Below are 20,938 nucleotides of genomic sequence, written 5' to 3' on the forward strand. Positions count from 1 at the left end.
ACCAACCCCAACCGGGGCCCCCCCACCCCCCAAAACCCAAAGGGCTACCCCCCCGGGCCCCGGGCCCGCCCGCCCCCCGGGCCGGCCGGCCCCCCCCCGGCCCCCCCCCCCCCCCCCGAGCCCGGCCTCATCCCTCATCCCGGCTCTCGGCCGCGTCGTCCGGGGCGGCCGAGAGCCGGTCACCGCCTCCTCAGGTCCGCCGGACGCCGATGAGCCGCTGCAGCAGGATGAAGGCGAACAGCAGCAGGCCGATGAAGATCTTGGTCCACCAGGAGCTGAGGGTACCCTCGAAGCTGATGATCGTCTGGGTCAGGCCGAGGACGAGGATGCCCAGAACGGTGCCGAAGAGATACCCGGAGCCGCCGGTGAGCAGCGTGCCGCCGATGACGACGGCCGCGATGGCGTCCAGCTCCATGCCGACGGCGTGCAGGCCGTACCCGGACAGCATGTAGAAGGACAGCAGGATCCCGCCGAGCGCGGAGCACAGCCCGCTGATCGTGTAGACGGCGATCTTCGTTCGTCCCACGGGGAGACCCATGAGCAGCGCGGACTGCTCGCTGCCGCCGACGGCGTAGACCGTGCGGCCCAGACGCGTGTAGTGCAGCACGTACGCGGCGACCAGCACCACCACCGTGGCGATCACCACGCTGGGCGAGATCCACATCTCTCCGACCAGGTCGATCCTGGTCTGCGCGAAGGCGGTGAAGAGACCGTCGGTGATCGGGATCGAGTCGGTGCCGATCGTGTAGCACAGCCCGCGCGCCAGGAACATCCCGGCGAGGGTCGCGATGAACGGCTGGACCTGGAAGTAATGGATGATCGCCCCCATCCCTGCTCCCAGCGCCGCGCCGACGGCCAGCACCAGCACGATCACCACCGGCGCCGGCCAGCCCTGGTTCGTGACGAGGCTGGCCGTGATCATCGTGGACAGCGCCACCACCGCGCCCACCGACAGGTCGATGCCGCCGGCGAGGATCACGAACGTCATGCCGACGCCGACGACGAGCAGGAAGGCGTTGTCGACGAAGACGTTGAGTATCACCTGGCCGCTGGCGAACCCCTCGTACCGGATGCCGCCGGCCGTGAACATCGCGATGAGCAGGCCCGCGGTCACCGCGACCGGAACGTACCTGCGGGGGATCGCGAGCCGCCCGGCGGGACCGGCCGTGATGGTGTCCGTCGTCATCTGTTCCTCACCGTCTCTTCCCGTGCCTGCCCGCCCTCTTCCCGCGCCTGCTCGGCGTCCGCGCCCGCGGAGGGACGGCCGGGCTCCTCCTTGGGAACCGGAGGCGGTGGGGCAGGACGTCTGTTCCCGCCGAACACCTTCTGCCGGAAGGCGGGCGACTGCAGCAGGCACACGATGGTCACCACGAGGGCCTTGAACAGCAGCGTCGTCTCGGGCGGCACACCGATCGAGTAGATCGTGGTGGTCAGGGTCTGGATGATCAGGGCCCCCAGCACGGTGCCGCTGAGCGAGAACCGGCCGCCCGCCAGCGAGGTGCCGCCGATGACGACGGCCAGGATGGCGTCCAGCTCGATCCACAGGCCGGCGTTGTTGCCGTCCGCGCTGGACACGTTGGAACTGATCATCAGACCCGCGATGCCCGCGCACAGCCCGCAGAAGGTGTACGCCACGATCAGCACGCCCCGGGAGCGGATCCCCGACAGCCTGCTGGCCTCGGCGTTGCCGCCGACCGCCTCGATGAACATGCCCAGTGCGAGCCGCCGGGTGAGAAAGGCGGTCAGCGCGATCAGCGCGATCACGATGAGGATGCCGAACGGCAGCGTGAGCCAGTAGCCACCGCCGATCAGCTTGTACGGGCTGCTGTTGATCGTGATGATCTGCCCGTCGGTGATCAGCTGGGCCAGGCCCCGTCCCGCGACCATGAGGATCAGTGTCGCGATGATCGGCTGGATGCCGATGGCGGCCACCAGGAACCCGTTCCAGGCCCCGAGCACGAGTATCACCAACAGCGTGAGGCCGATCGCCGACAGCACGCCGCCGACGGCGTTCTGGTCGGTCAGGTCGCTGATCTGCATGCAGGCCAGCGCCCCGCTGATCGCCACCACCGATCCGACCGACAGGTCGATGCCGCCGGTGGCGATGACGAGCGTCATGCCCAGCGAGACCAGGATCAGCGGCGCCCCGAAGCGGAGGATGTCGATGAGGCTGCCGTAGAGGTGGCCGTCCCTCATCTGCACGTTCAGGAAGTTGTCGGTGAACACCACGTTGAGCGCGAGCAGCGCGCCCAGGATCACGGCGGGCCAGAACAGCCGGTGCCGCGTCAGCGCGCCGAGGGCGCCGTTTCCCACAGTGCTCATACCGGTGCTCCACTCGCGATTTTCTGCATCAGGACATCGGTGGTGAGCGCGTCGTCGTTGTCGAGCTGGGCGATCAGCGTACGGTCGCGCAGCACCCCGACCCGGTGACTGAGCCGCAGGACCTCCTCCAGCTCCGCGGAGATGAACAGCACGGCCATGCCACCGTCGGACAACTCGACGACCAGCCGCTGGATCTCCGCCTTCGCGCCGACGTCGATCCCCCGGGTGGGCTCGTCGAGGATGAGCAGCCGGGGTTCCATGATCAACCAGCGGGCCAGCAGCACCTTCTGCTGGTTGCCGCCGCTGAGGGTGCGGACCGGCTGCTCTGGATCACCGGGCCGGATGTTCAGCGCGGTGATGTACTTGGCGACCAGTTCGTCCTGCTTGCGGCGGGACAGCGGCCTGCTCCAGCCGCGATCGGCCTGCAGCGCGAGGACGATGTTCTCCCGCACCGTGAGCTCGTCGACGAGTCCCTCCGCCCGGCGGTTCTCCGAGCAGAAGGCGATCTTCTGGTTCATCGCCGCCCTCGGTGTGCGCAGCGCGACCCGCTTGCCCTCGACCCGCAGCGAGCCGCTGTCGGCGTGGTCGGCGCCGAACAGCAGGCGCGCCAGCTCGGTACGGCCGGAGCCGAGCAGCCCGGCCAGCCCGATCACCTCACCCTGCCTGATGGTGAGCGTGAAGGGGCTGACACCGCCCGCCCGCCCGAGGTCGCTCGCCTCCACCAGCGGCTCCGCGACCCGAGCGGGCGGCTTTCCTTCGAGTTTCTCCAGATCGGCCAGTTCCCGCCCGATCATCTTGGCGACCAGATCGACCTGGGAGAGCTCGCGGGTGAGGTACTCCCCCACGAGCTTCCCGTTGCGCAGGATCGTCATGCGATCCGATATCTCGTAGATCTGGTCGAGGAAGTGCGAGACGAACAGGATGGCGATGCCCTTGTCCTTCAGCCGGCGCATCACCCGGAACAGCTGGGCCACCTCGCCGGCGTCCAGGCTGGAGGTCGGCTCGTCGAGGATCAGCACCTTGGCCTCGATGTCGACCGCCCTGGCGATCGCCACCATCTGCTGAACGGCCAGCGAGCACGACGCCAGCGGCGCCGACACGTCGATGCGCAGATCCAGGTCGCCCATCAGTTCATCGGCCCGGCGGCGCATCTCCCGCCACCGGATGCGGCCGAAGCGGCGGGGTTCGCGGCCCACGAAGATGTTCTCCGCCACCGAGAGGTTCCCGCACAGGTTGACCTCCTGGTAGACCGTGCTGATACCGCCCTGCTGGGCGGCGGACGGACTGGAGAAGGCGACAGGCTTCCCGGCCAGCTCGATCTCGCCCTCGTCGACGCCGTACACGCCGGTCAGGACTTTGATCAGTGTCGACTTCCCCGCGCCGTTCTCTCCCATCAGCGCGTGCACTTCGCCCGGCAGCAAACGGAAGCCGACATCGTCCAGGGCCTTGACGCCGGGGAATCGTTTGCCGATTCCGCTCATCCGTACGATCGGTGCCGGTTGGTCCATGCCGCGCTCTCCTCTCTTTCCCAGGTGGGCGGCTCAGTACTGACGGTTGGGGAGGGCTTCCTTCGCCTGCTCCTGGGTGAAGGTGGTCTCCTCGGTCACCACGCGCTCGGGGACCTGCTCACCGGCGACGACCTTCTTGGCCAGGTCCATCAGCTGGGGGCCGAGCAGCGGGCTGCACTCGACGATGTAGCTGATCTTCCCGTCGGCCAGGGCCTGCATCCCGTCCTTCACGGCGTCAATGGTGATGATCTTGATGTCCTTGCCCGGCACCTTGCCCGCGCCCTCGATCGCCTCGATGGCGCCCAGCCCCATGTCGTCGTTGTGCGCGAACAGCACGTCGATGTCCGGAGTGGACTTCAGGAACGCCTCCATGACCTCCTTGCCCTTGGCCCGGGTGAAGTCACCGGTCTGCGAGGCGGCGATCTTGAACTTCGAGTCGGCCGCGATCACCTCACCGAAGCCCTCCTTGCGGTCGTTGGCCGGGGCCGAACCGGTGGTGCCCTGGAGTTCGACGATGTTCACCGGGTCGGTGGAGTCCTTGTACTCCTCCACCAGCCACTGGCCGGCCTTCCTGCCCTCCTCCACGAAGTCGGAGCCGAGGAAGGTCTTGTACAGGGTCTTGTCCGCGGAGTCCACCGCCCGGTCGGTCAGGATCACCGGGATCTTGGCGTTCTGCGCCTCCTTCAGCACGGTGTCCCAGCCGGACTCCACCACCGGCGAGAACGCGATGACGTCGACCTTCTGCTGGACGAAGGACCGGATCGCCTTGATCTGGTTCTCCTGCTTCTGCTGGGCGTCGGAGAACTTCAGCTCGATGCCGGCGCTCTTCGCCGACTCCTGCACCGACTTGGTGTTGGCGGTGCGCCACCCGCTTTCGGCACCCACCTGGGAGAAGCCCATCACGATCGTGTCGTTGGCACCGGCTCCGGCGCCGCCGGCGTCGGCGGTGTCCGGTCCTTCCGTACTGCCGCAACCCGTCATCGCCGCGGCCATGACGCCCGCCAGGACGAGCGCTGAGATCTTTCGGAACATGGGGGGATGTCCTTCTATGTGAGCGTTAACATTTGAACGGAGGACCATGATTGGCGCCGGTCGTCCGGGTTGACGGCCGCGTCGACGAAGCGCCGCTCACCCGCAAGGCGATCGAGGGCACGCGATGGATGTCCGCGCACCACGCCCGACGCCTGGACCTGCTATGACGGCACGTCGATACCGCGCCACTTCACAGTTCCGCAGTCTCCGGTCGCGTGTTTTCTCCCACGCGCCCGAAGGTCCGTTGTGTAGCCGGGCGACCGTCTGGCGCGACATGCTCGCCTCGGCCGTCACCGGCGGTTGGAGCTCCACACCTGTCTGCACGGCCGCTCCTCATCTTGCGTTGGACAAGACTGTGAACGCTAACAACCGTGCCGTCAAGCGGTCGCCTTATTACGGTCTAATCACACCGGAAACCTGGGCTCTGCTAGACCTCGACCATCCACTGCCACGGGCAAGGACATTACTCACCATGACTCCCGGCTCCGGGAGAGCCGACCTGGACACGGAGCCGGACCGGGATACCCGCTCACCGGAAACGCCGGAAAACACGCGGAGGGCGGCGGCACGGGACGGCGATCCGCGGCTCTCCCCCGACCACCACGGGCATGCGCTCCGCACCCCACCCCGATACCGGTTCGGCGCCACCGCGAGCCCGGAGAGCGGAAAAAGGGTATTGACAGCGGTTACGTTAACGACAAAACTCGTGTTTGAAACATATCGGTAACCAGGCCGCCTCTCGCATCGCGATTGCCGCACCGCCACCCGGCGGCGCGCATCCTTCCTTCGCGAGACGTTCTCCCAAGAGCACAATTTTCCAAGAAGGCGGCGCGAAAACCGACGTGAGATGTTAACGCTAACAAAAAGTCTCACCCGGAGCGGCGCGACGGGAGCCCGACCGTGCGCTCCGGAACGTCCGGGCCTGCCGGGCGGCTCCCGGGAAGCCCCGACGGCACCGCCGGCCACCGACGGCCTCGACCGCGACGATTCACCCACCTCTCGTCGGCACCCGCCCTCCGCGACACCGGCCCCGGGAAACCCTCCCCCGCGGCACTACTCTTTGGCCCTGGGCTGGGCGCGGACGTGCATGCGCTCCCCCTGGGGACCGAAGAGGCTGAGGATCTCCGCCGCCCCCGCCCCCGCGCTGCCGAACCAGTGCGGGAGCCGGGTGTCGAACTCGGCGACCTGACCCGCGACCAGCACGAGGTCGTGGTCGGCCAGCACGAGCCTCAACCGGCCGGAGAGCACGTAGAGCCACTCATAGCCCTCGTGAACCCTGGGATCGGGCTCGGTCTGGTCCGCGGGGACGATGATCTTCCAGGCCGCGATGCCCCCCGGCTGACGGGTGAGCGGGACCACGGTCCGGCCGTGCGCGCGGCGAGGCGTGAGCCGGACCCTGGGATCGCCCACCTCGGGCGTGCCGACCAACTCGTCCAGCGGCACCTGGTGGGCCAGGGCGATGGGAAACAACAGCTCCAGGCTCGGCTTGCGCTGCCCGGACTCCAGGCGAGACAGCGTGCTCTTCGAGATCCCGGTCGCCTCGGACAGCGCGGCGAGGGTGATCTCGCGCTGGATCCTGAGCCGCTTGAGGCGAGGCCCGACCTCGGACAGAGCTTGAGCGATCTTGTCCATGCCACCAATTGTCACAGGGAACCGGCCTCGCGGCGGGCCCGGTCCCTCACGAGGTTTTTGTCGTACCGGCGTGGCAGCATGCCTCCATGGCGACATCGAAACAGCCGGTGACGGTTCCGACCGGCGTGAGCGCCGACGACTTTATGGCCACGGTTCCCGACCCACGCCGGCGAGCCGACGCGGAGCGCCTGCGCGCGATCCTGTGCGAGGTGACCGGTGAGCCCGCGGTGATGTGGGGTCCGAGCATCGTCGGTTTCGGCAGTTACCGTCGCACCTACGAGAGCGGGCGCACGGACGAGTGGCCCCTGGTGGGCTTCTCGCCGCGAAAGCAGCATCTCGTCGTCTACCTGGTGGGCGGGTTCGAGGAGCGCTACGCATCGGTGCTCACCCGGCTGGGTCCGCACAAAGCCGGAAAAGGTTGTCTCTACCTGAAAAGGCTCGACGACGTCGACGAGAGCGCACTGCGTGAGCTCGTCGACCGTGCGGCTCGGGTGCACAGGGGCGTCGACCGGGCCGGGTGAGCGTCGACGATCACCGTTGCCCGTCCCGTGAGGGCGGCTCCGCGGCACGGCACGCCTGCCGACGACCCCGCGCGTCCGGCGGCGCCGCCGGACGCGCGCGTCCACGGCTTTCCTGGCCGCCTCGCGGTTCGGTCAGCGTTCTTCCAGCATGTCGGTGACCGGCCGGCGGACTCCCCTGCCCTCGTCGAAGGTGACGCCCAGACGCATGATCATCTGGGGATACTCCTGCGAGCACAGCTCCTGTCGCAGGAATTCCCGCAGGTGAAACATCTCCAGAGCCTGGGTGTGGAAGGCCGCGCTGAGACCGTGGGCACAGGCGCGCAGCAGGACGCGCTGCAACGCCTGACCGGCCGTGATCCAGTCCTCGCGGGAGTCGCCCTTCGTGGTCAGGACCGCCACGACACCGGTGGAGACGGAGAAGAACTGATCGCTCTCGTTGCCCCAGGGATGGCCGTGGGTGTAGTCACGCTGGGCGAAGTGCGGGCGGGTCCGCCGGGGAGCGCGCGGGTAGCCCTCGGCCGGGACCCCGTCCGCGCGGGCGCTACCCGGTGGCCGTGCCCAGCGGATCAGCTCCAGCGACAGCGCCCGGTCCTGCGACTGCACGTCCTGGGCGGCGCAGGTGATCGCGGCGAGCACCCGGATCGCCGCCTCGGAGCGGATCGGTGTCAGCCGGGCCCCCGCACCGTCCGCCTCGGCCACCAGTGTCTCGACAAGCCGCTCCGGGACGGGCAGCTCGGTGAAACCGGCCCGGTGGGTGCGACGGCGCTCGATCTCGGCATACAGCAGCCGGGCGCTCTCGTCGGCGGGTATGGCCGCTCTCGGCCGTATCGTGGCCAGCAGCGCCGGGCGGTCGGGGTCTGGCAGCACGCGCACGTGCGGCTCGTAGCCGAGCGCGCGCAGCGCGAGCCGCACGTTCATCAGGGCCGCGCCACAACTGATCAGCATCTCCCGGCCGGCGGCGTCACCGATCCGCAGTTTCCTGTCGCTGTCGGCGCGCAACGCGATCTCGTCGCCGTCGACCCCGAAGGACCACGGCTGGGTGTTGTGCACCGACGGCGCCCACGTGGCGGCCTGGAGCGCCGTGCGGATCACCGAGGTGATCTCTTCTGCGGTGCGGACGTTCATGATCTTCCCCTTGTCCATGGTCTCGTCCCTGTCACAGGAACGGCGGAACGGGAACGAGGTCATCGGATCGGCAGGTGAGGGCGTTCTCGACCTCGATGACACCCTCGATCTCGCCGACCGCCGCGACCAGGGGCGCGATCTGCGACCGGAAGGGGAGCCGTCCCCTCAGCGTGACCACCCCCGCCTCGACGGCCACGCTCATCGCCTCCGGGGCGACGGCGAGCCGGTCACGGACCTCGGCGACCTCGCGTTCGATCTCCTCGGGCGGGCGGGCGAAGACCTGGAGCAGATCGCTCTGGTGAACGGTGCCGGTGATACGCCCGGTGACCGCGTCGATCACCGGTAGCTGCTTGATCCGATGCCGGTGCATCAGCCGTGCCGCGTCCCGCACGGCGGTGTCCTTCGTGATGGTGATCACGGGGGTGGTCATGATCTGCCTGGCCGTGCCGCCCGCGGCCTTACGGTGCTCCTGGCGTCTTTTGTGACTGTCGAAGACGCCGGCGCGCGCGCCCGAATCGGTCTCCCTGAGCAGGAGATCGTCGTCGGATACCATGCCGATGGGATGGTCGTCGGCGTCGATGACGGTGAGCGCGCCGACCTTGAAGCGCCGCATGGCGTCGACCATCTCGGTGAACGTCGCCTCCGGCCGCACCGCGATCGCCGTGCCGCCCATGACTTCCCCGACCTTCATGACGCACCTCCTCACGACGAGCATCGCAAGGCGGTCCTGGAGGCGTCAGCGGCGAAAGTCCCTGAACAGGAGGACTTATGGTCTGCGCACGACGATGATCTCCCAGATCTCCCAGATCCCTCACCTCGTGCCCCGCACCCGTCCGAGGGCGGACGCGGGGCGCCGGGACGGGTCCCTTTAGTGGGGCCAGGTCCAGTCGCGGATCTCGGGCAGGTCCTCACCGTGCTCACGGGTGTAGGCCCGGGCGGTCAGGCGGGCGTCGGCCATGTGCTGGCGCAGGTGCGCCGACCGCTCGGCCAGCCCGGGAACCCGGTCGATGACGTCCATCACGAGGTGGAACCGGTCGATGTCGTTGAGCATGACCATGTCGAACGGCGTGGTCGTGGTGCCCTCCTCCTTGTAACCGCGCACGTGGATGTTCTCGTGACCGTTGCGCCGGTACGTCAGGCGATGGATCAGCCACGGATAGCCGTGGAAGTTGAAGATGATCGGCCGGTCGGCGGTGAACACCGTGTCGAAGTCCGCGTCCGACATGCCGTGCGGATGCTCCGACGGCGGCTGCAACCGCATCAGGTCCACCACGTTGACCACCCGGACCCGCAGTTCGGGCAGATGCTCACGCAGCAGCGCGGCCGCCGCCAGCGTCTCCAGGGTGGGTACGTCGCCCGCGCACGCCAGCACCACGTCCGGTTCGACGCCGGCGTCGGTGCTGGCCCAGTCCAGGATGCCCAGCCCTCGGGTGCAGTGCGCGATCGCCTCGTCCATCCCCATCAGATCCAGCACCGGCTGCTTACCCGCCACGATCACGTTCACGTAGTCGCGCGAGCGCAGGCAGTGATCGGCCGTCGACAGCAGCGTGTTGGCGTCCGGCGGCAGATACACCCGCACCACCTCGGCCTTCTTGTTCATCACCACATCCAGGAAACCGGGGTCCTGGTGGGAGAAGCCGTTGTGGTCCTGGCGCCACACGTGCGACGACAGCAGATAGTTCAGCGAGGCCACCGGACGACGCCAGCCGATCTTCCGCGAGGACTCCAGCCACTTGGCGTGCTGGTTGAACATCGCGTCGATGATGTGGATGAACGCCTCGTAGCAGTTGAACAACCCGTGGCGGCCGGTCAGCAGGTAGCCCTCGAGCCAGCCCTGACACAGGTGCTCGCTGAGCACCTCCATGACCCGGCCGCCCGCCTGGAGGTGGTCGTCGCCGTCGCGGATCTCGGCGTTCCAGGCGCGGCCGGTGACCTCGAAGACCGCCTGCAGCCGGTTGGAGGCGGTCTCGTCGGGACCCATCAGCCGGAAGGTCTCGGGGTTGGCGGCGATGACCTCGCGCAGAAACCCGCCCAGCACCCGGGTGGGCTCACTGCTCGCGGTGGCCGGTGAGGTGACCTTGACCGCGTGCTCGCGAAAATCGCCGAGCGCCAGCGGCCGCAGCAGTTCGCCGCCGTTGGCGTGCGGGTTGGCGCTCATCCGCAGTGGTCCTTCGGGCACCGTGTCCAGGATCTCGGCCACCGGCCGCCCGTCGGCGTCGAACAACTCCTGTGGCCGGTACGAGCGCATCCACTCCTCCAGCATCGCCAGGTGTTCGGCGTTGTCGCGCACCCCCGACAGCGGGACCTGGTGCGAGCGCCAGGTGCCCTCCACCGGCAGGCCGTCGACCCGCTCGGGACCGGTCCACCCCTTCGGCGTCCGCAGAACGATCATCGGCAACCGCTCGGCCCGCCCCCGCCGGTAGTCGGCGATCTGCTCCCAGACCGTCTCCAGCGTCCGGGCCATGAGCGCGTGCATCGCCTCGGGCTCGTCCCCGGCCACCACGTGCGGGCGGTATCCGTACCCCTCCATCAACGCGAGGAGCTCTTCTTCCGGGATGCGGGCCAGCACGGTGGGATTGGCGATCTTGTAGCCGTTCAGGTGCAGGATCGGCAGCACCACGCCGTCACGCCTTGGATCGAGGAACTTGTTGGAATGCCAGCTGGCCGCGAGCGGCCCGGTCTCGGCCTCCCCGTCCCCGATGACACTCGCGACCACCAGCTCCGGGTTGTCGAACGCGGCCCCGTAGGCATGCGCCAGCGCGTACCCGAGCTCCCCTCCCTCGTGGATCGAACCGGGCGTCTCGGGCGCCACATGGCTGGGAATGCCACCGGGAAAGGAGAACTGCCGGAACAACCGCCGCATCCCCTCCCCGTCACGGGAGATGTCGGGATAGCACTCGGTGTAGGAACCCTCCAGCCAGGCGTGCGCCACCGCCGCCGGGCCGCCGTGACCCGGACCGGCGATGTAGATCATGTCCTGGTCGCGTTCGGTGATGATCCGGTTCAGGTGGGCGAAGCAGAAGTTCAGTCCCGGGGTGGTCCCCCAGTGTCCCAGCAGCCGCGGCTTGATGTGCTCGGGCCGCAACGGCTCGGTCAGCAGCGGGTTGTCCAGCAGATAGATCTGACCGACCGACAGATAGTTGGCCGCGCGCCAGTAGGCGTCGACATGCGCGAGTGCGTCCATACATCGACAGTTCCTCGGCTGAGGCGTTCAAACCCCGATACGGCGAACACGTTCGTCACATCGCGCGGCACGGGCGCACCACGCGTACGAGGGCGTACCGGGACCAATCGGGGCAGGCGCGTCGAACCACCGGACCTCGCCTCGCCGTGATCGACAGCGCCTTCCCTCTACCGGATCGGGGTGGAATAGACGAAGATCTCCGGGTGAGCCGAGAGGGCCGTACGGACGCGTTCGCAGTCGCCGCGGTTCACATCGCCGGGAGCATCGGGACGCCCCCCCCCGGCAGCACAGCGGTACCTCGGGGTGAGACGCCATCCGACGAGAGGAGCCCCTGAGTGAAGGTCGCCATTGTCGGCGGAGGTCTCGGCGGGTTGACCGCCGCCCTGCTCCTGCGGCAGGCCGGTGTCGAGGCCGTCGTGTACGAGCAGGCCGCCGAGTTGCGCGAGGTGGGAGCGGGGATCGGGGTGAGTCCCAACATGGTCCGCCCCCTGGTGCGGGCCGGACTCGGCGAGCGACTGGCCTCCTTCGCCGTCCCCATGGATGCCGCCTGGGAGTTGAGGCGCTGGGAGGACGGCCGGGTGCTGGCCTCCCAGACGATGGGCGAGGAGTGCCGGCGGCTGTACGGCAGCGACTTCTACGTCGCGCACCGCGCCGACCTGCTCGACATGCTGGTGAAGGCGCTGCCCGAGGACGTCATCAGGACCGACCGGCGACTGGAGGTGCTGCGGCAGGACCCCGACGGGGTCGAGCTGACCTTCGGCACGGCCACAGGCGCGAGGGCGACGGTGGTCGCCGACGCGGTGATCGGCGCCGACGGCATCCACTCGGCGGTCCGGCCTGCGGTCGTCGACGAGGAGCCCCCGCGCTTCTCCGGGCTCTGCGCCTACCGGTGCCTCATCGACGCCGAGCGGGCCCCTGAGCTGTCGGTGCGCCGGGTGCAGACGCTCTGGCTGGGGCCGGGGCGCCACTTCGTCCACTACCCGATCAGGGACAGAAAGCTGATCAACGTCGTCGCGATCGTGCCCGCGGGCGAGTGGCGCGTCGAGTCGTGGACGGCCGACGGGCGGCTTGAGGACCTGAGGGGCGAGTTCGAGACCTGGGACCCTCGGCTGAGAGGGCTGATCGACGCGGCCACCGCGACCAAGCGCTGGGCCCTGTACGACCGCTCTCCCCTGGAACGCTGGACGTCGGGGCGGGTGACCCTGCTGGGGGACGCCGCCCACTCGATGCTGCCCTTCCTCGGTCAGGGCGCCGCCCAGGCGGTCGAGGACGCGGTGGTGCTCGCGATCTGCCTGCGCGAGGCCACCCGCGAGACGGCGGCGGAGGCGCTGGCCCGCTACGAGAGGATCCGCAGGCCCCGGGCCTCGCAGGTGCAGCTGATGAGCCGGGGCCGCGAGGTGCTGAACCATCTGCCCGACGGGCCCGCCCAGCTGGAACGCGACGCGACCCTGGCCGCCAGTAGTCCGCTCCGGCAGAGCGCCTGGCTTTACGGCCATGACCCCGAGACCGCCGTGGCGGACTGAGACGACGATCCCGGCCGCGGACCGGACGGCGGGCCCGACAGCGAGCTCGGAGCCGGGCTCACCCGCAGACGACGCCTCGGCGAGGCTCGCCGTCGCGCTCGGGCAGGGCCCCGTTCATCTGCCGGCCTCGGCGCGCAGCTCGGCGAGCAGCTCGCCCTGCTCGGCGAGAACCTCGGCCAGGATCGATCGCGCCACGGACATCAGGTCGGCCAGGTCCCTGGTGGACAGGGCGTAGACGACGGTGGCGCCGTCCCTGGTGGCGGTCACGACTCCCGCGCGGCGCAGCACGGCGAGTTGCTGGGAGAGGTTGGAGGCCTCGACGTCGATGGCGCTCAGCAGGTCCCGCACCGGCCGGGGGCCGTCCTGGAGAAGCTCCAGGACCTGGATGCGGACCGGATGGCCGAGGGTGCGGAAGAATTCGGCCTTGGCCTGGTGCAGCGGCACCGGCATGATCACACAGCTCCGGCGGCAGGCCCGCCACCGGCGTGTCGTACGTCGACGCCGTGCTGGTCGGCGATGCGCAACAGGTTCTCCAGGCGCCCGGACAGGACCTCGATCGCGTGGTCGTCGAAGGCCTGGCGCATGAGCTCCAGCTCGCCGTCGACATCGGCGATGCGTGCCCGTAGCTCCGCCGCGAACTCGCTCATGTCCCCCACCTCCCGTGGATCAGGTCACTCCCCGGCGTCTGGTTTTATCGGCACACCGTTCCTCATGATGTGGCAAATTGCATAATTCTTCAAATCGTAATGACGTTGGCTATGATGGCGAAGGCCGTTTTCTACCAGGGCCCGCGGCCGGTTCGAGCCCGATCGATGACGGATCGACCGCGAAGCGGGATACTTGGTACGGCTACCGCAGACTGACCTGCGGCGTCAGAGCGCGCCAGCCGGCGATGCGACAGTGACGAGGGGCCGAGCACGGCCTGCGCGAGGGAGTACAGCCAATGGGACGGGGCCGAGCCAAGGCTAAGCAGACGAAGGTTGCCCGTGAGCTGAAGTACAGCAGCCACAGCATGGATCTTGACCGGTTGCGCAAGGAGCTTGGCGCCGGCGACGATCCTGCGCCGGAGAGCGAGGCCGACGACCCCACCGGTGAGCCCACCGGCAGGTGACACCGCGGACGGGCCCTGCCCCCCGACCGGCCCCGCCCGGCCGCCATGACACCGGCGGAGTCCGGCCCTCGGACCTCGCGACTCCGTCGTGAGGGTTCTTCTCGGCGTATCGTGCGGCCGTGAGCCGCTCGAGGGACATATCGATCGGCGGTGAACCCCCGAGGCGGTGTCCGCCGCGCCGGGGCGAATTCCGCGCAACATCCGGCAACATCATTGAGGCACCCGCCCAGGGCTGCTTACCGTCACGGTTGTGCGTACCGCAGCGTCGCGGTCGCACTCCCGGTCAGCGCGTCGACGGAGAGCTCTGGCGGGTCCCATTCATCTCTCGGTGGCCGGCTTCCCTTCCTCGCCGGGCATCCGGGATCCGCCAGTTCACACGCCGTGGCCCCGGGACGAATCGCCGGATCGCGCGAGGTCGTGCCTCGCGCGGGCGGAAAGTCTCCCCGGGCCACGGCCACCATCGACCTCCCCGCCTTCACCGCGCCTCAGCGTGCCTTGCGCCCTCTCGCCCGGGATCGCCGAAGCCCTCCGGACAGAAAGCACGGCTGACACATGTCCCGACTTGTCCGGTTATGCTGGCTGGTCCGATGGACCTGACCGGGTGGAGTTCTCGATGACGATCTCCCGCGGGGTGGCCGGAGCCACCCCGCGAGCCGTGCCCGGCGGCGACGGGCCGCGACACGCGTGGGCCGGGACCTTCCCGCCGGAGGAACAGTGACGAACCGCTACGGGCCCCAGTTCGGGCCCGACATCACCTTCCTCGGCGTCGAACGGTGCTCACTGGACGATCCCGCGAGCTACGCGGGCGCCGACGTCGTGATCGTGGGCGCGCCGTTCGACGGCGGCACCTCACACCGGCCCGGCGCGCGCTTCGGACCGCAGGCGATCCGGATGACCGACTACCTGCCGCACGACGGGGCGCGCCCCAGCCTGGCGCTGCGCACCGACGGTCTGCGCGACCTGCGCGTCCTGGACGCGGGTGACGTCGAGATGCCGCCGGGCGACATCGCGACGTCACTGGCCGCGCTGGAGTCCGCCGTCGAGAAGGTCGCCCGTTCGGGGGCCATCCCGGTGATCCTGGGCGGTGACCACTCGATCGCCTTCCCCGACGCCAAGGGGGTGGCCAACGTCCTCGGGCACGGCCGGATCTCGATGATCCACTTTGATGCCCACGCGGACACCGGCGACATCGAGTTCGGCTCGCTGTGGGGCCACGGGCAGCCGATGCGCCGGCTCATCGAGTCGGGGGCACTGCGCGGCGACCGTTTCCTGCAGGTCGGCCTGCGCGGCTACTGGCCGCCGCCGGAGACGCTGGACTGGATGGCCGAACGGGCGATGCGCTCGTACGAGATGACCGAGATCGTGCACCGGGGCCTGGACGAGTGCCTGACCGAGGCCTTCGCCATCGCCGTCGACGAGTGCGACGGCGTCTTCCTGTCCGTCGACATCGACGTGTGCGATCCGGGTCACGCCCCCGGCACCGGAACCCCGGAGCCGGGTGGCATCACCGCGCGCCAGCTCCTGGACTCCGTGCGGCGCATCTGCCTGGAGCTGCCGGTCGTCGGCGTCGACGTCGTGGAGGTCAGCCCGCCCTACGACCACGCCGACATCACCGCCGCGCTGGCCAACCGCGTGGTCCTTGAGGCGTTGAGCGCCATCGCGCGGCGGCGGCGCGACGCCCGGGACGGAACCGTCTGGAACCCGCTGCTGCCGCTGCTCGCCGAACGCCCGGACCGCGGGGCCGACCGGCCGGGCGGTCCGGGCCGCTGACCCGCCCCGGAGGCCTATCTGGCTCTCGGGCGGTTGCCCCATTTGGGCCTGCGGAACAGGTCTCGGCGTTCCAGCAGGTAGACGAGCTTCGAGGCCGCGGTCCTGACGGCCTCCTCGTGGCGGTGGCGCTTCTGCGGGACGACGGCGCTCCAGCGCTCCAGCAGGAGGGCGATCTCCTCGGCGAGTTCACCGATCACCCGGTAGCGGGTGCTGAAAGCGTAGAGGTCTCCGTGTATCTCACCCACCAGGTCCTCGTCGACCCGGTGTGCGAGCGGCCTGACCCTGCTGAGGATCCCCGCCTCCATCGCCGGGGTGACCGGTGCCCGGCGGGCGTCGCCCTCGGGCACCATGATCAGGGCACGGACCCGCGCGACGGCCAGGGCGCGCTCGGCCTGCGGGGTCGCGGGGTGCTCTGCGAGGTCCAGGAGGCGGCGGAGGGTCTCCTGCGTCTTGTCGTCGAACATGGAAAACCCGTTCCGCCTTCGCGTCCGCATTGCCGCCGGACCGGGAGGAAAAGGGGGGAAGGTCTCGGCATCGGCACCCACGCATGCCGCGCACGTGCCATCACATGCTATTCGACCCGATGGACTCTGATAGGCGGGACGCGTACCGGTGTGACCGGTGAGCGCGGGGTGAGTCGAGATATGCCCGGAAAGTGAGAGAGCCACCGGCGTCCCGGACCTCATCCGTCGCCGGACATCCGGGGGTGGCGTCGCGCCGGGACCGGGGCGGACGGCCGGACGATGGTACGTGCTGCGGGGACGCGTTTCCCGCCTTTCACCGGATCCGGTATGGGATGACCTCTCAGCTCGGCTTTTTCCGCAAATAGCCCCACTTCTCAATTTTTCTGCGAATACAGTCCAGTTTTGTCGGACGGCGCCCCCTTCTCTGAAGGGTGGAGGAGAGTGGACGGGGTGGCTCACAGCCATGGATCCGATCGGTGACGATCTGCTCAGGACCATCAAGCCCGAACTCGGGTACCGGGAGGGGCCGGGCCAGCACAGCAAGTTCGGCGAGTGGTACGCGGTCAACGTGGCCCAGGACCCGCAGTACAGGACCGCCCCCTGGTGCGCGATGTTCATCGCCTGGGCGGCGGAGAAGGCGGGGGTGCAGGAGTACGTGGGGCAGTTCGCCTGGACCCCTTCACAGGCCCGCTGGTTCGAGAACCACGGCGCGTGGACACGGACGCCGGAGCCGGGGGCCCTGGTCTTCTTCGACTGGTCGGGCGGCAAGGACATCACGGGGATCGACCACGTCGGCATCGTGGAAAGCGTGAACGGTGGAACGATCCACACCATCGAGGGGAACGTCGACCGGGTCTGGCTGAAGCGTAAGACCCGCGACCAGAGCAAGGTCGTCGGCTACGGCCTGCCCCGCAAGGTCAAGGAGAAACTGACGGCCGTCCCGGGAAAGGACGGCACCGCTCCACAGGTGGCGGGGCGGATCGAGGTCCGTCCCGCGCTCGCCCCCGGCGCGACGACCTCTTCCGACACCCCTGGAACGCTTCCCGTCTCCATGGAGACCGCCGCGATCGCCGGACTGCTCACCTTCATCCTCGGCACCACGTTCGTCCTGTCCCGGCTGCGCCTTCGTGCCTCCCGCGTCCCGGCGGGGCGGCATCGCAGGAGGAACGGGCGGGGGGAACGCGCCGATCCGTGGATCGGCATGGCACCTCCGGTCGCCGAGACGCTCCCTCGCACGCAGACACCTCCGGACCGGCAGGCGCTCCCCTCGACCCTGGTGTCCCATCCGGGCGACCGGCCGGACGGCGCGCCCCGGATCCGCGAGACGATCCGGGTGAGCAGGCCGAGCTGGGCGTACGAGCCGTACCGCGCGAGCCTGTCCGAACGCGCCGACGGCGTCTTCGGCCGCGCCGGCACCCGCATCGCCGGGCCGGACCCGGAGGGGAGGTCGCGGCGCGGCACGCTGGAGACACACGAGGGCGAGGAGGCGCGGGCCGCGTGACCGATCTCGCCCGTAACGGGGGGAGATCGGACAGGATCACCTGGGCACGTGCAGGAACGAAAAGGATCGGACAGCCGCGGACAGCATCAGATGGCCACACGCCAGGCCACGACGGGTTGCTCAATAAGGTTAGGCAAAGCTAAGTTGCTGAGGACGGCATTCCCTCGGTGAAGGCGGCACGATGACAGCGGGCGGCGAGCAGACCCTTGAGCGCGCGGCGGAGGTCCCGGCCTATCGTGGCCACCAGGTGGCGGTCCTGCGGACGGAGCGGCTCAGCCCGAGCTTCGTGCGGGTCACCTTCGGCGGCGAGGATCTGGCGGGCTTCGCCGACAACGGTTTCGACCAGCGGATCAAGGTGATCCTCCCGCTGCCCGACGGCAGCATCACCCCCCTGGGCGAGGGTGCCGACTGGTACCAGCGGTGGCGGGCGCTCCCCGACGAGCTGCGCAACCCGATCCGCACCTACACCGCCCGCGCCGTACGGCCCGAGCAGCGCGAACTCGACGTCGACTTCGTCCTGCACGGCGAGACCGGCCCCGCCTCCCGATGGGCGACCCACGCCTCCCCCGGTGACCGGGTCGTGGTGGTCGGCCCCAACGCCGCGCACCCCGGTCCCACCGGCGGCCAGGAGTGGGCCCCGCCCGCCGGGGCGTCGCACCTGCTGCTCGCCGGGGACGAGACGGCCGTGCCCGCCATCGCCGCGATCGTCGAGTCGCTGTCCGGCTCCGTGCGTGCCACGGCGCTGCTGGAGATCCCGAAGGCCGCCGACGCGCTCCGGCTCGACGTCCGGCCTGGCGTGAAGGTCACCTGGCTGCCCCGCGGGGGAGCCCGCCACGGCGACCTGCTCATCCCGGCCGTACGCGAGACCCTGGGCGCGCTCACCGCCGAGCGCGCCGTCACCGGCGCCGCGAACCCGCTGGAGGACGTCGACGTCGACGCGGAGATCCTCTGGGAGGTCCCCGAGGCCCCGCAGGGCGACGGCCTGTACGCCTGGCTGGCCGGCGAGGCGGGCATGGTCAAGCTGCTCCGCCGCCACCTGGTGCAGGAGGCCGGCGTCGACCGCTCCTCGGTGGCCTTCATGGGCTACTGGCGGCTGGGACGCTCGGAGAGCGCCTGAACAGGGCCCCTGCCATGTCACCGGCGCCGGTGACATGGCCCTCACCGGGGCGCCTTTGCCCTCACCCGCGCGAAACCTGCCGACTCCTTGACGCCGGGGAGACCCCGGCAGGTGTGCGGGCCACGTAGCTTGAGGGCGTGAGGTGCCCCGCTCGCGACGTGAGAAGGCCGACATGACGGCAGCGGAATCCGCTCGTCAGGATCCGGCGGGCGCCTGCGGATACCGGCCCATCGCCGACCACGGACTCATCGGCGACCTGCGAACCGCCGCGCTGGTGGACACCGGCGGCACCATCGTCTGGTACTGCTGCCCCCGCTTCGACGCGCCCAGCGTGTTCGGCTCGATCCTGGACGCGAGCCGGGGCGGATCGTTCGAGCTGGGCATCCGGGAACCGGCGAGCACCAAGCAGTTCTACTTCCCCGACACCAACGTGCTGATCACCCGTTTCTTCGCCGCCGACGGGGTGGGCGAGGTCCAGGACTTCATGCCGATCGTCGGCGGCACGTCCGACGACACCCGGCACCGGCTGATCCGGCGGGTGAGATGCGTGCGCGGGTCGCTGTCGTTCCGCGCCCGGGTGGCTCCGCGCTTCGACTACGGCAGGCAGCCCCACGTCCTGAGCCTGTCCCAGGAGCGGGCGGTCTTCGAGTCGCCGTCGCTGTCGCTGGCCCTGTCCTCCAGCACCGTCCTGGAGGCGGACGGCCAGGACGTGCGCTCGGAGTTCGAGCTCGGCGAGGGCGAGTGCGCGGTGTTCGCCCTCGACAGGTTCGGCGACGACCTGGCGCCGCGCTCGTGCCCGATCGAGGAGGCCGAGGAGGAGTTCGCCGCGACCGTGGCGTACTGGCGCCACTGGCTGTCCTCCTCGACCTACCGGGGCCGGTGGCGGGAGATGGTGCACCGGTCCGCGCTCACGCTGAAACTCCTCACCTACGCGCCGACCGGCGGGATCGTGGCCGCCGTGACGACCAGCCTGCCCGAGCAGATCGGCGGGGAGCGCAACTGGGACTACCGGTACGTCTGGATCCGCGACTCGGCGTTCTGCGTGTACGCGCTGCTGCGGCTGGGCTTCGGCGAGGAGGCCGAGGCCTTCATGGGGTTTCTGTCACGGCACGTCAGCCGCGACGACGGCGGCGGGCCCTCGGGCCCTCTGCAGATCATGTACGGCGTCGACGGGCGCACCGAACTCCCCGAGATCGAGCTGGCCCACCTGGAGGGCTACCGGGGCTCGGCTCCGGTGCGCGTCGGGAACGCCGCGGTGGACCAGCTCCAGCTGGACATCTACGGCGCCCTCCTCGACTCGGTCTACCTCTACGACAAGTGGCACCGGCCGATATCCAGCGCTCTCTGGGACGACGTCCACATCCTGGTGGACTGGGTCTGCGCCAACTGGGACCGGCCCGACGAGGGCGTGTGGGAGACGCGCGGCGGGCGCAAGGACTTCGTCTACTCGCGGCTGATGTGCTGGGTGGCGATCGAACGGGCCATGCGGATGGCCGCCCACCGCGGGCTGCCCGCCGACACGCCGCGCTGGCAGCTGGCCCGTGACGCGATCTACCGGCAGATCATGCGGCGCGGCTGGTCGGAGGAACTGCGGGCGTTCGTCCAGCACTTCGACGACGACGTCCTCGACTCCTCGGTGCTGATGATGCCGATGACGAAGTTCATCTCCCCCACCGACCCCAAATGGCTGTCGACCCTCGACGCTCTCGGCGCGAACCTGGTGTCCGACTCGCTGGTCTACCGCTACGACCCCGACGTCAGCCCTGACGGGCTGCGCGGTGAGGAGGGCACGTTCTCGATCTGCTCGTTCTGGTACGTCGAGGGGCTCACCCGGGCCGGGCGCCTGGACGAGGCACGGCTCGCGTTCGAGAAGATGCTCACCTACGCCAACCACCTCGGCCTGTACGCCGAGGAGATCGGGCGGACCGGCGAGCAGCTCGGCAACTTCCCGCAGGCCTTCACCCACCTCGCACTGATCAGCGCCGCGTTCAACCTCGACCACGCCCTGGGCTGAGCCGCTCCCCTTGGCGTTCCTCCCACGCCCCCGAGGGTGGGAGGAACGCCAAGGGTTCTGGCCGGACATCGCCGAAACGGTGAAACCCGTGGAGCCCGGTGAAAGCGCGGCACC

At 69.6% G+C, this 20,938-nt stretch carries 18 protein-coding genes; 7 read left to right on the top strand and 11 right to left on the bottom strand.

What is annotated here, in order from left to right:
* Positions 1-190 precede the first annotated feature (190 nt).
* The 5 genes from yjfF to ACFY3D_RS32440 form a co-directional block, all read right to left on the bottom strand.
* Entirely contained in the window at positions 191-1,186 is a 996-nt protein-coding gene (gene yjfF, locus ACFY3D_RS32420; RefSeq protein ID WP_350946201.1) for a galactofuranose ABC transporter, permease protein YjfF, read from the bottom strand.
* Positions 1,183-2,322, bottom strand: coding sequence for an ABC transporter permease (locus ACFY3D_RS32425; RefSeq protein WP_389986582.1), 1,140 nt, complete (start codon positions 2,320-2,322; stop codon positions 1,183-1,185). The genes yjfF and ACFY3D_RS32425 overlap by 4 nt, the downstream gene beginning before the upstream one ends.
* The gene (locus ACFY3D_RS32430; protein ID WP_362901030.1) at positions 2,319-3,830 is read right to left on the bottom strand and encodes a sugar ABC transporter ATP-binding protein; all 1,512 of its coding nucleotides are present in this window, start codon (positions 3,828-3,830) and stop codon (positions 2,319-2,321) included. The genes ACFY3D_RS32425 and ACFY3D_RS32430 overlap by 4 nt, the downstream gene beginning before the upstream one ends.
* A 33-nt stretch (positions 3,831-3,863) precedes the next feature.
* The gene (locus tag ACFY3D_RS32435) at positions 3,864-4,862 is read right to left on the bottom strand and encodes an ABC transporter substrate-binding protein (RefSeq protein WP_350946204.1); all 999 of its coding nucleotides are present in this window, start codon (positions 4,860-4,862) and stop codon (positions 3,864-3,866) included.
* A 1,053-nt stretch (positions 4,863-5,915) separates the two neighbouring features.
* On the bottom strand, positions 5,916-6,494 hold the full coding sequence (locus ACFY3D_RS32440; protein WP_389986585.1) for a helix-turn-helix domain-containing protein: 579 nt from the start codon (positions 6,492-6,494) through the stop codon (positions 5,916-5,918).
* Positions 6,495-6,580: 86 nt separating this feature from the next.
* On the opposite strand from ACFY3D_RS32440, the gene ACFY3D_RS32445 reads away from it, so the two are divergent.
* A complete protein-coding gene (locus ACFY3D_RS32445; protein WP_362901033.1) occupies positions 6,581-7,015 on the top strand; it encodes a DUF1801 domain-containing protein in 435 nt (144 codons plus the stop codon).
* A gap of 132 nt (positions 7,016-7,147) precedes the next feature.
* On the opposite strand, the gene ACFY3D_RS32450 is transcribed toward ACFY3D_RS32445, so the two are convergent.
* The 3 genes from ACFY3D_RS32450 to ACFY3D_RS32460 all read right to left on the bottom strand — a co-directional run bounded on the left by ACFY3D_RS32450 (position 7,148) and on the right by ACFY3D_RS32460 (position 11,324).
* The gene (locus ACFY3D_RS32450; RefSeq protein ID WP_389986588.1) at positions 7,148-8,158 is read right to left on the bottom strand and encodes an Acg family FMN-binding oxidoreductase; all 1,011 of its coding nucleotides are present in this window, start codon (positions 8,156-8,158) and stop codon (positions 7,148-7,150) included.
* Positions 8,159-8,171: 13 nt separating this feature from the next.
* Positions 8,172-8,831, bottom strand: a complete 660-nt coding sequence (locus ACFY3D_RS32455) for a CBS domain-containing protein (protein ID WP_389986591.1) — start codon at positions 8,829-8,831, stop codon at positions 8,172-8,174.
* Between the two features lie 177 nt (positions 8,832-9,008).
* Positions 9,009-11,324 carry a phosphoketolase gene (locus ACFY3D_RS32460; RefSeq protein ID WP_389986594.1) on the bottom strand — a complete coding sequence of 772 codons (2,316 nt, stop codon included), beginning with the start codon at positions 11,322-11,324 and terminating at the stop codon, positions 9,009-9,011.
* 335 nt (positions 11,325-11,659) lie between these two features.
* On the opposite strand from ACFY3D_RS32460, the gene ACFY3D_RS32465 reads away from it, so the two are divergent.
* Positions 11,660-12,847: an FAD-dependent monooxygenase gene (locus tag ACFY3D_RS32465; RefSeq protein WP_389986597.1), complete on the top strand. Its 1,188-nt coding sequence runs from the start codon at positions 11,660-11,662 to the stop codon at positions 12,845-12,847.
* Between the two features lie 114 nt (positions 12,848-12,961).
* On the opposite strand, the gene ACFY3D_RS32470 is transcribed toward ACFY3D_RS32465, so the two are convergent.
* A complete protein-coding gene (locus ACFY3D_RS32470) occupies positions 12,962-13,297 on the bottom strand; it encodes a metalloregulator ArsR/SmtB family transcription factor (RefSeq protein ID WP_350946379.1) in 336 nt (111 codons plus the stop codon).
* A gap of 2 nt (positions 13,298-13,299) precedes the next feature.
* Entirely contained in the window at positions 13,300-13,494 is a 195-nt protein-coding gene (locus ACFY3D_RS32475) for a hypothetical protein (protein ID WP_389986600.1), read from the bottom strand.
* 296 nt (positions 13,495-13,790) lie between these two features.
* On the opposite strand from ACFY3D_RS32475, the gene ACFY3D_RS32480 reads away from it, so the two are divergent.
* Complete coding sequence (locus tag ACFY3D_RS32480) at positions 13,791-13,958, top strand: DUF3073 domain-containing protein (protein WP_350946212.1); 168 nt, start codon at positions 13,791-13,793, stop codon at positions 13,956-13,958.
* A 714-nt stretch (positions 13,959-14,672) separates the two neighbouring features.
* Positions 14,673-15,728: an agmatinase gene (gene speB, locus ACFY3D_RS32485; protein ID WP_389986603.1), complete on the top strand. Its 1,056-nt coding sequence runs from the start codon at positions 14,673-14,675 to the stop codon at positions 15,726-15,728.
* Positions 15,729-15,742: 14 nt separating this feature from the next.
* Here the strand turns inward: speB and ACFY3D_RS32490 are convergent, their stop codons facing one another.
* Positions 15,743-16,192 carry a hypothetical protein gene (locus ACFY3D_RS32490; protein ID WP_350946214.1) on the bottom strand — a complete coding sequence of 150 codons (450 nt, stop codon included), beginning with the start codon at positions 16,190-16,192 and terminating at the stop codon, positions 15,743-15,745.
* 463 nt (positions 16,193-16,655) lie between these two features.
* Between ACFY3D_RS32490 and ACFY3D_RS32495 the strand changes: the two genes are divergently transcribed.
* From ACFY3D_RS32495 to ACFY3D_RS32505, 3 genes are all read left to right on the top strand, one after another.
* Positions 16,656-17,693, top strand: a complete 1,038-nt coding sequence (locus ACFY3D_RS32495; RefSeq protein WP_389986607.1) for a CHAP domain-containing protein — start codon at positions 16,656-16,658, stop codon at positions 17,691-17,693.
* 181 nt (positions 17,694-17,874) lie between these two features.
* Complete coding sequence (locus ACFY3D_RS32500) at positions 17,875-18,810, top strand: siderophore-interacting protein (RefSeq protein ID WP_389986610.1); 936 nt, start codon at positions 17,875-17,877, stop codon at positions 18,808-18,810.
* A gap of 172 nt (positions 18,811-18,982) precedes the next feature.
* Complete coding sequence (locus tag ACFY3D_RS32505) at positions 18,983-20,824, top strand: glycoside hydrolase family 15 protein (RefSeq protein WP_389986613.1); 1,842 nt, start codon at positions 18,983-18,985, stop codon at positions 20,822-20,824.
* The last annotated feature ends 114 nt before the right edge of the window (positions 20,825-20,938 follow it).

The sequence above is a fragment of the Streptosporangium sp. NPDC000509 genome, from assembly GCF_042898365.1.
Classification (GTDB): Bacteria; Actinomycetota; Actinomycetes; order Streptosporangiales; family Streptosporangiaceae; genus Streptosporangium.

What these genes read in the sequence shown, in the direction of transcription:
- ACFY3D_RS32495 (WP_389986607.1), top strand. Translation starts at nt 16,656, where the DNA reads ATGGATCCGATCGGTGACGATCTGCTCAGGACCATCAAGCCCGAACTC.
- yjfF (WP_350946201.1), bottom strand. Translation starts at nt 1,186, where the DNA reads ATGACGACGGACACCATCACGGCCGGTCCCGCCGGGCGGCTCGCGATC.
- ACFY3D_RS32455 (WP_389986591.1), bottom strand. Translation starts at nt 8,831, where the DNA reads ATGAAGGTCGGGGAAGTCATGGGCGGCACGGCGATCGCGGTGCGGCCG.
- ACFY3D_RS32425 (WP_389986582.1), bottom strand. Translation starts at nt 2,322, where the DNA reads ATGAGCACTGTGGGAAACGGCGCCCTCGGCGCGCTGACGCGGCACCGG.
- ACFY3D_RS32470 (WP_350946379.1), bottom strand. Translation starts at nt 13,297, where the DNA reads ATGCCGGTGCCGCTGCACCAGGCCAAGGCCGAATTCTTCCGCACCCTC.
- ACFY3D_RS32440 (WP_389986585.1), bottom strand. Translation starts at nt 6,494, where the DNA reads ATGGACAAGATCGCTCAAGCTCTGTCCGAGGTCGGGCCTCGCCTCAAG.
- ACFY3D_RS32505 (WP_389986613.1), top strand. Translation starts at nt 18,983, where the DNA reads ATGACGGCAGCGGAATCCGCTCGTCAGGATCCGGCGGGCGCCTGCGGA.
- ACFY3D_RS32430 (WP_362901030.1), bottom strand. Translation starts at nt 3,830, where the DNA reads ATGGACCAACCGGCACCGATCGTACGGATGAGCGGAATCGGCAAACGA.
- ACFY3D_RS32500 (WP_389986610.1), top strand. Translation starts at nt 17,875, where the DNA reads ATGACAGCGGGCGGCGAGCAGACCCTTGAGCGCGCGGCGGAGGTCCCG.
- ACFY3D_RS32460 (WP_389986594.1), bottom strand. Translation starts at nt 11,324, where the DNA reads ATGGACGCACTCGCGCATGTCGACGCCTACTGGCGCGCGGCCAACTAT.
- ACFY3D_RS32490 (WP_350946214.1), bottom strand. Translation starts at nt 16,192, where the DNA reads ATGTTCGACGACAAGACGCAGGAGACCCTCCGCCGCCTCCTGGACCTC.
- ACFY3D_RS32450 (WP_389986588.1), bottom strand. Translation starts at nt 8,158, where the DNA reads ATGGACAAGGGGAAGATCATGAACGTCCGCACCGCAGAAGAGATCACC.
- ACFY3D_RS32445 (WP_362901033.1), top strand. Translation starts at nt 6,581, where the DNA reads ATGGCGACATCGAAACAGCCGGTGACGGTTCCGACCGGCGTGAGCGCC.
- ACFY3D_RS32480 (WP_350946212.1), top strand. Translation starts at nt 13,791, where the DNA reads ATGGGACGGGGCCGAGCCAAGGCTAAGCAGACGAAGGTTGCCCGTGAG.
- ACFY3D_RS32475 (WP_389986600.1), bottom strand. Translation starts at nt 13,494, where the DNA reads ATGAGCGAGTTCGCGGCGGAGCTACGGGCACGCATCGCCGATGTCGAC.
- ACFY3D_RS32435 (WP_350946204.1), bottom strand. Translation starts at nt 4,862, where the DNA reads ATGTTCCGAAAGATCTCAGCGCTCGTCCTGGCGGGCGTCATGGCCGCG.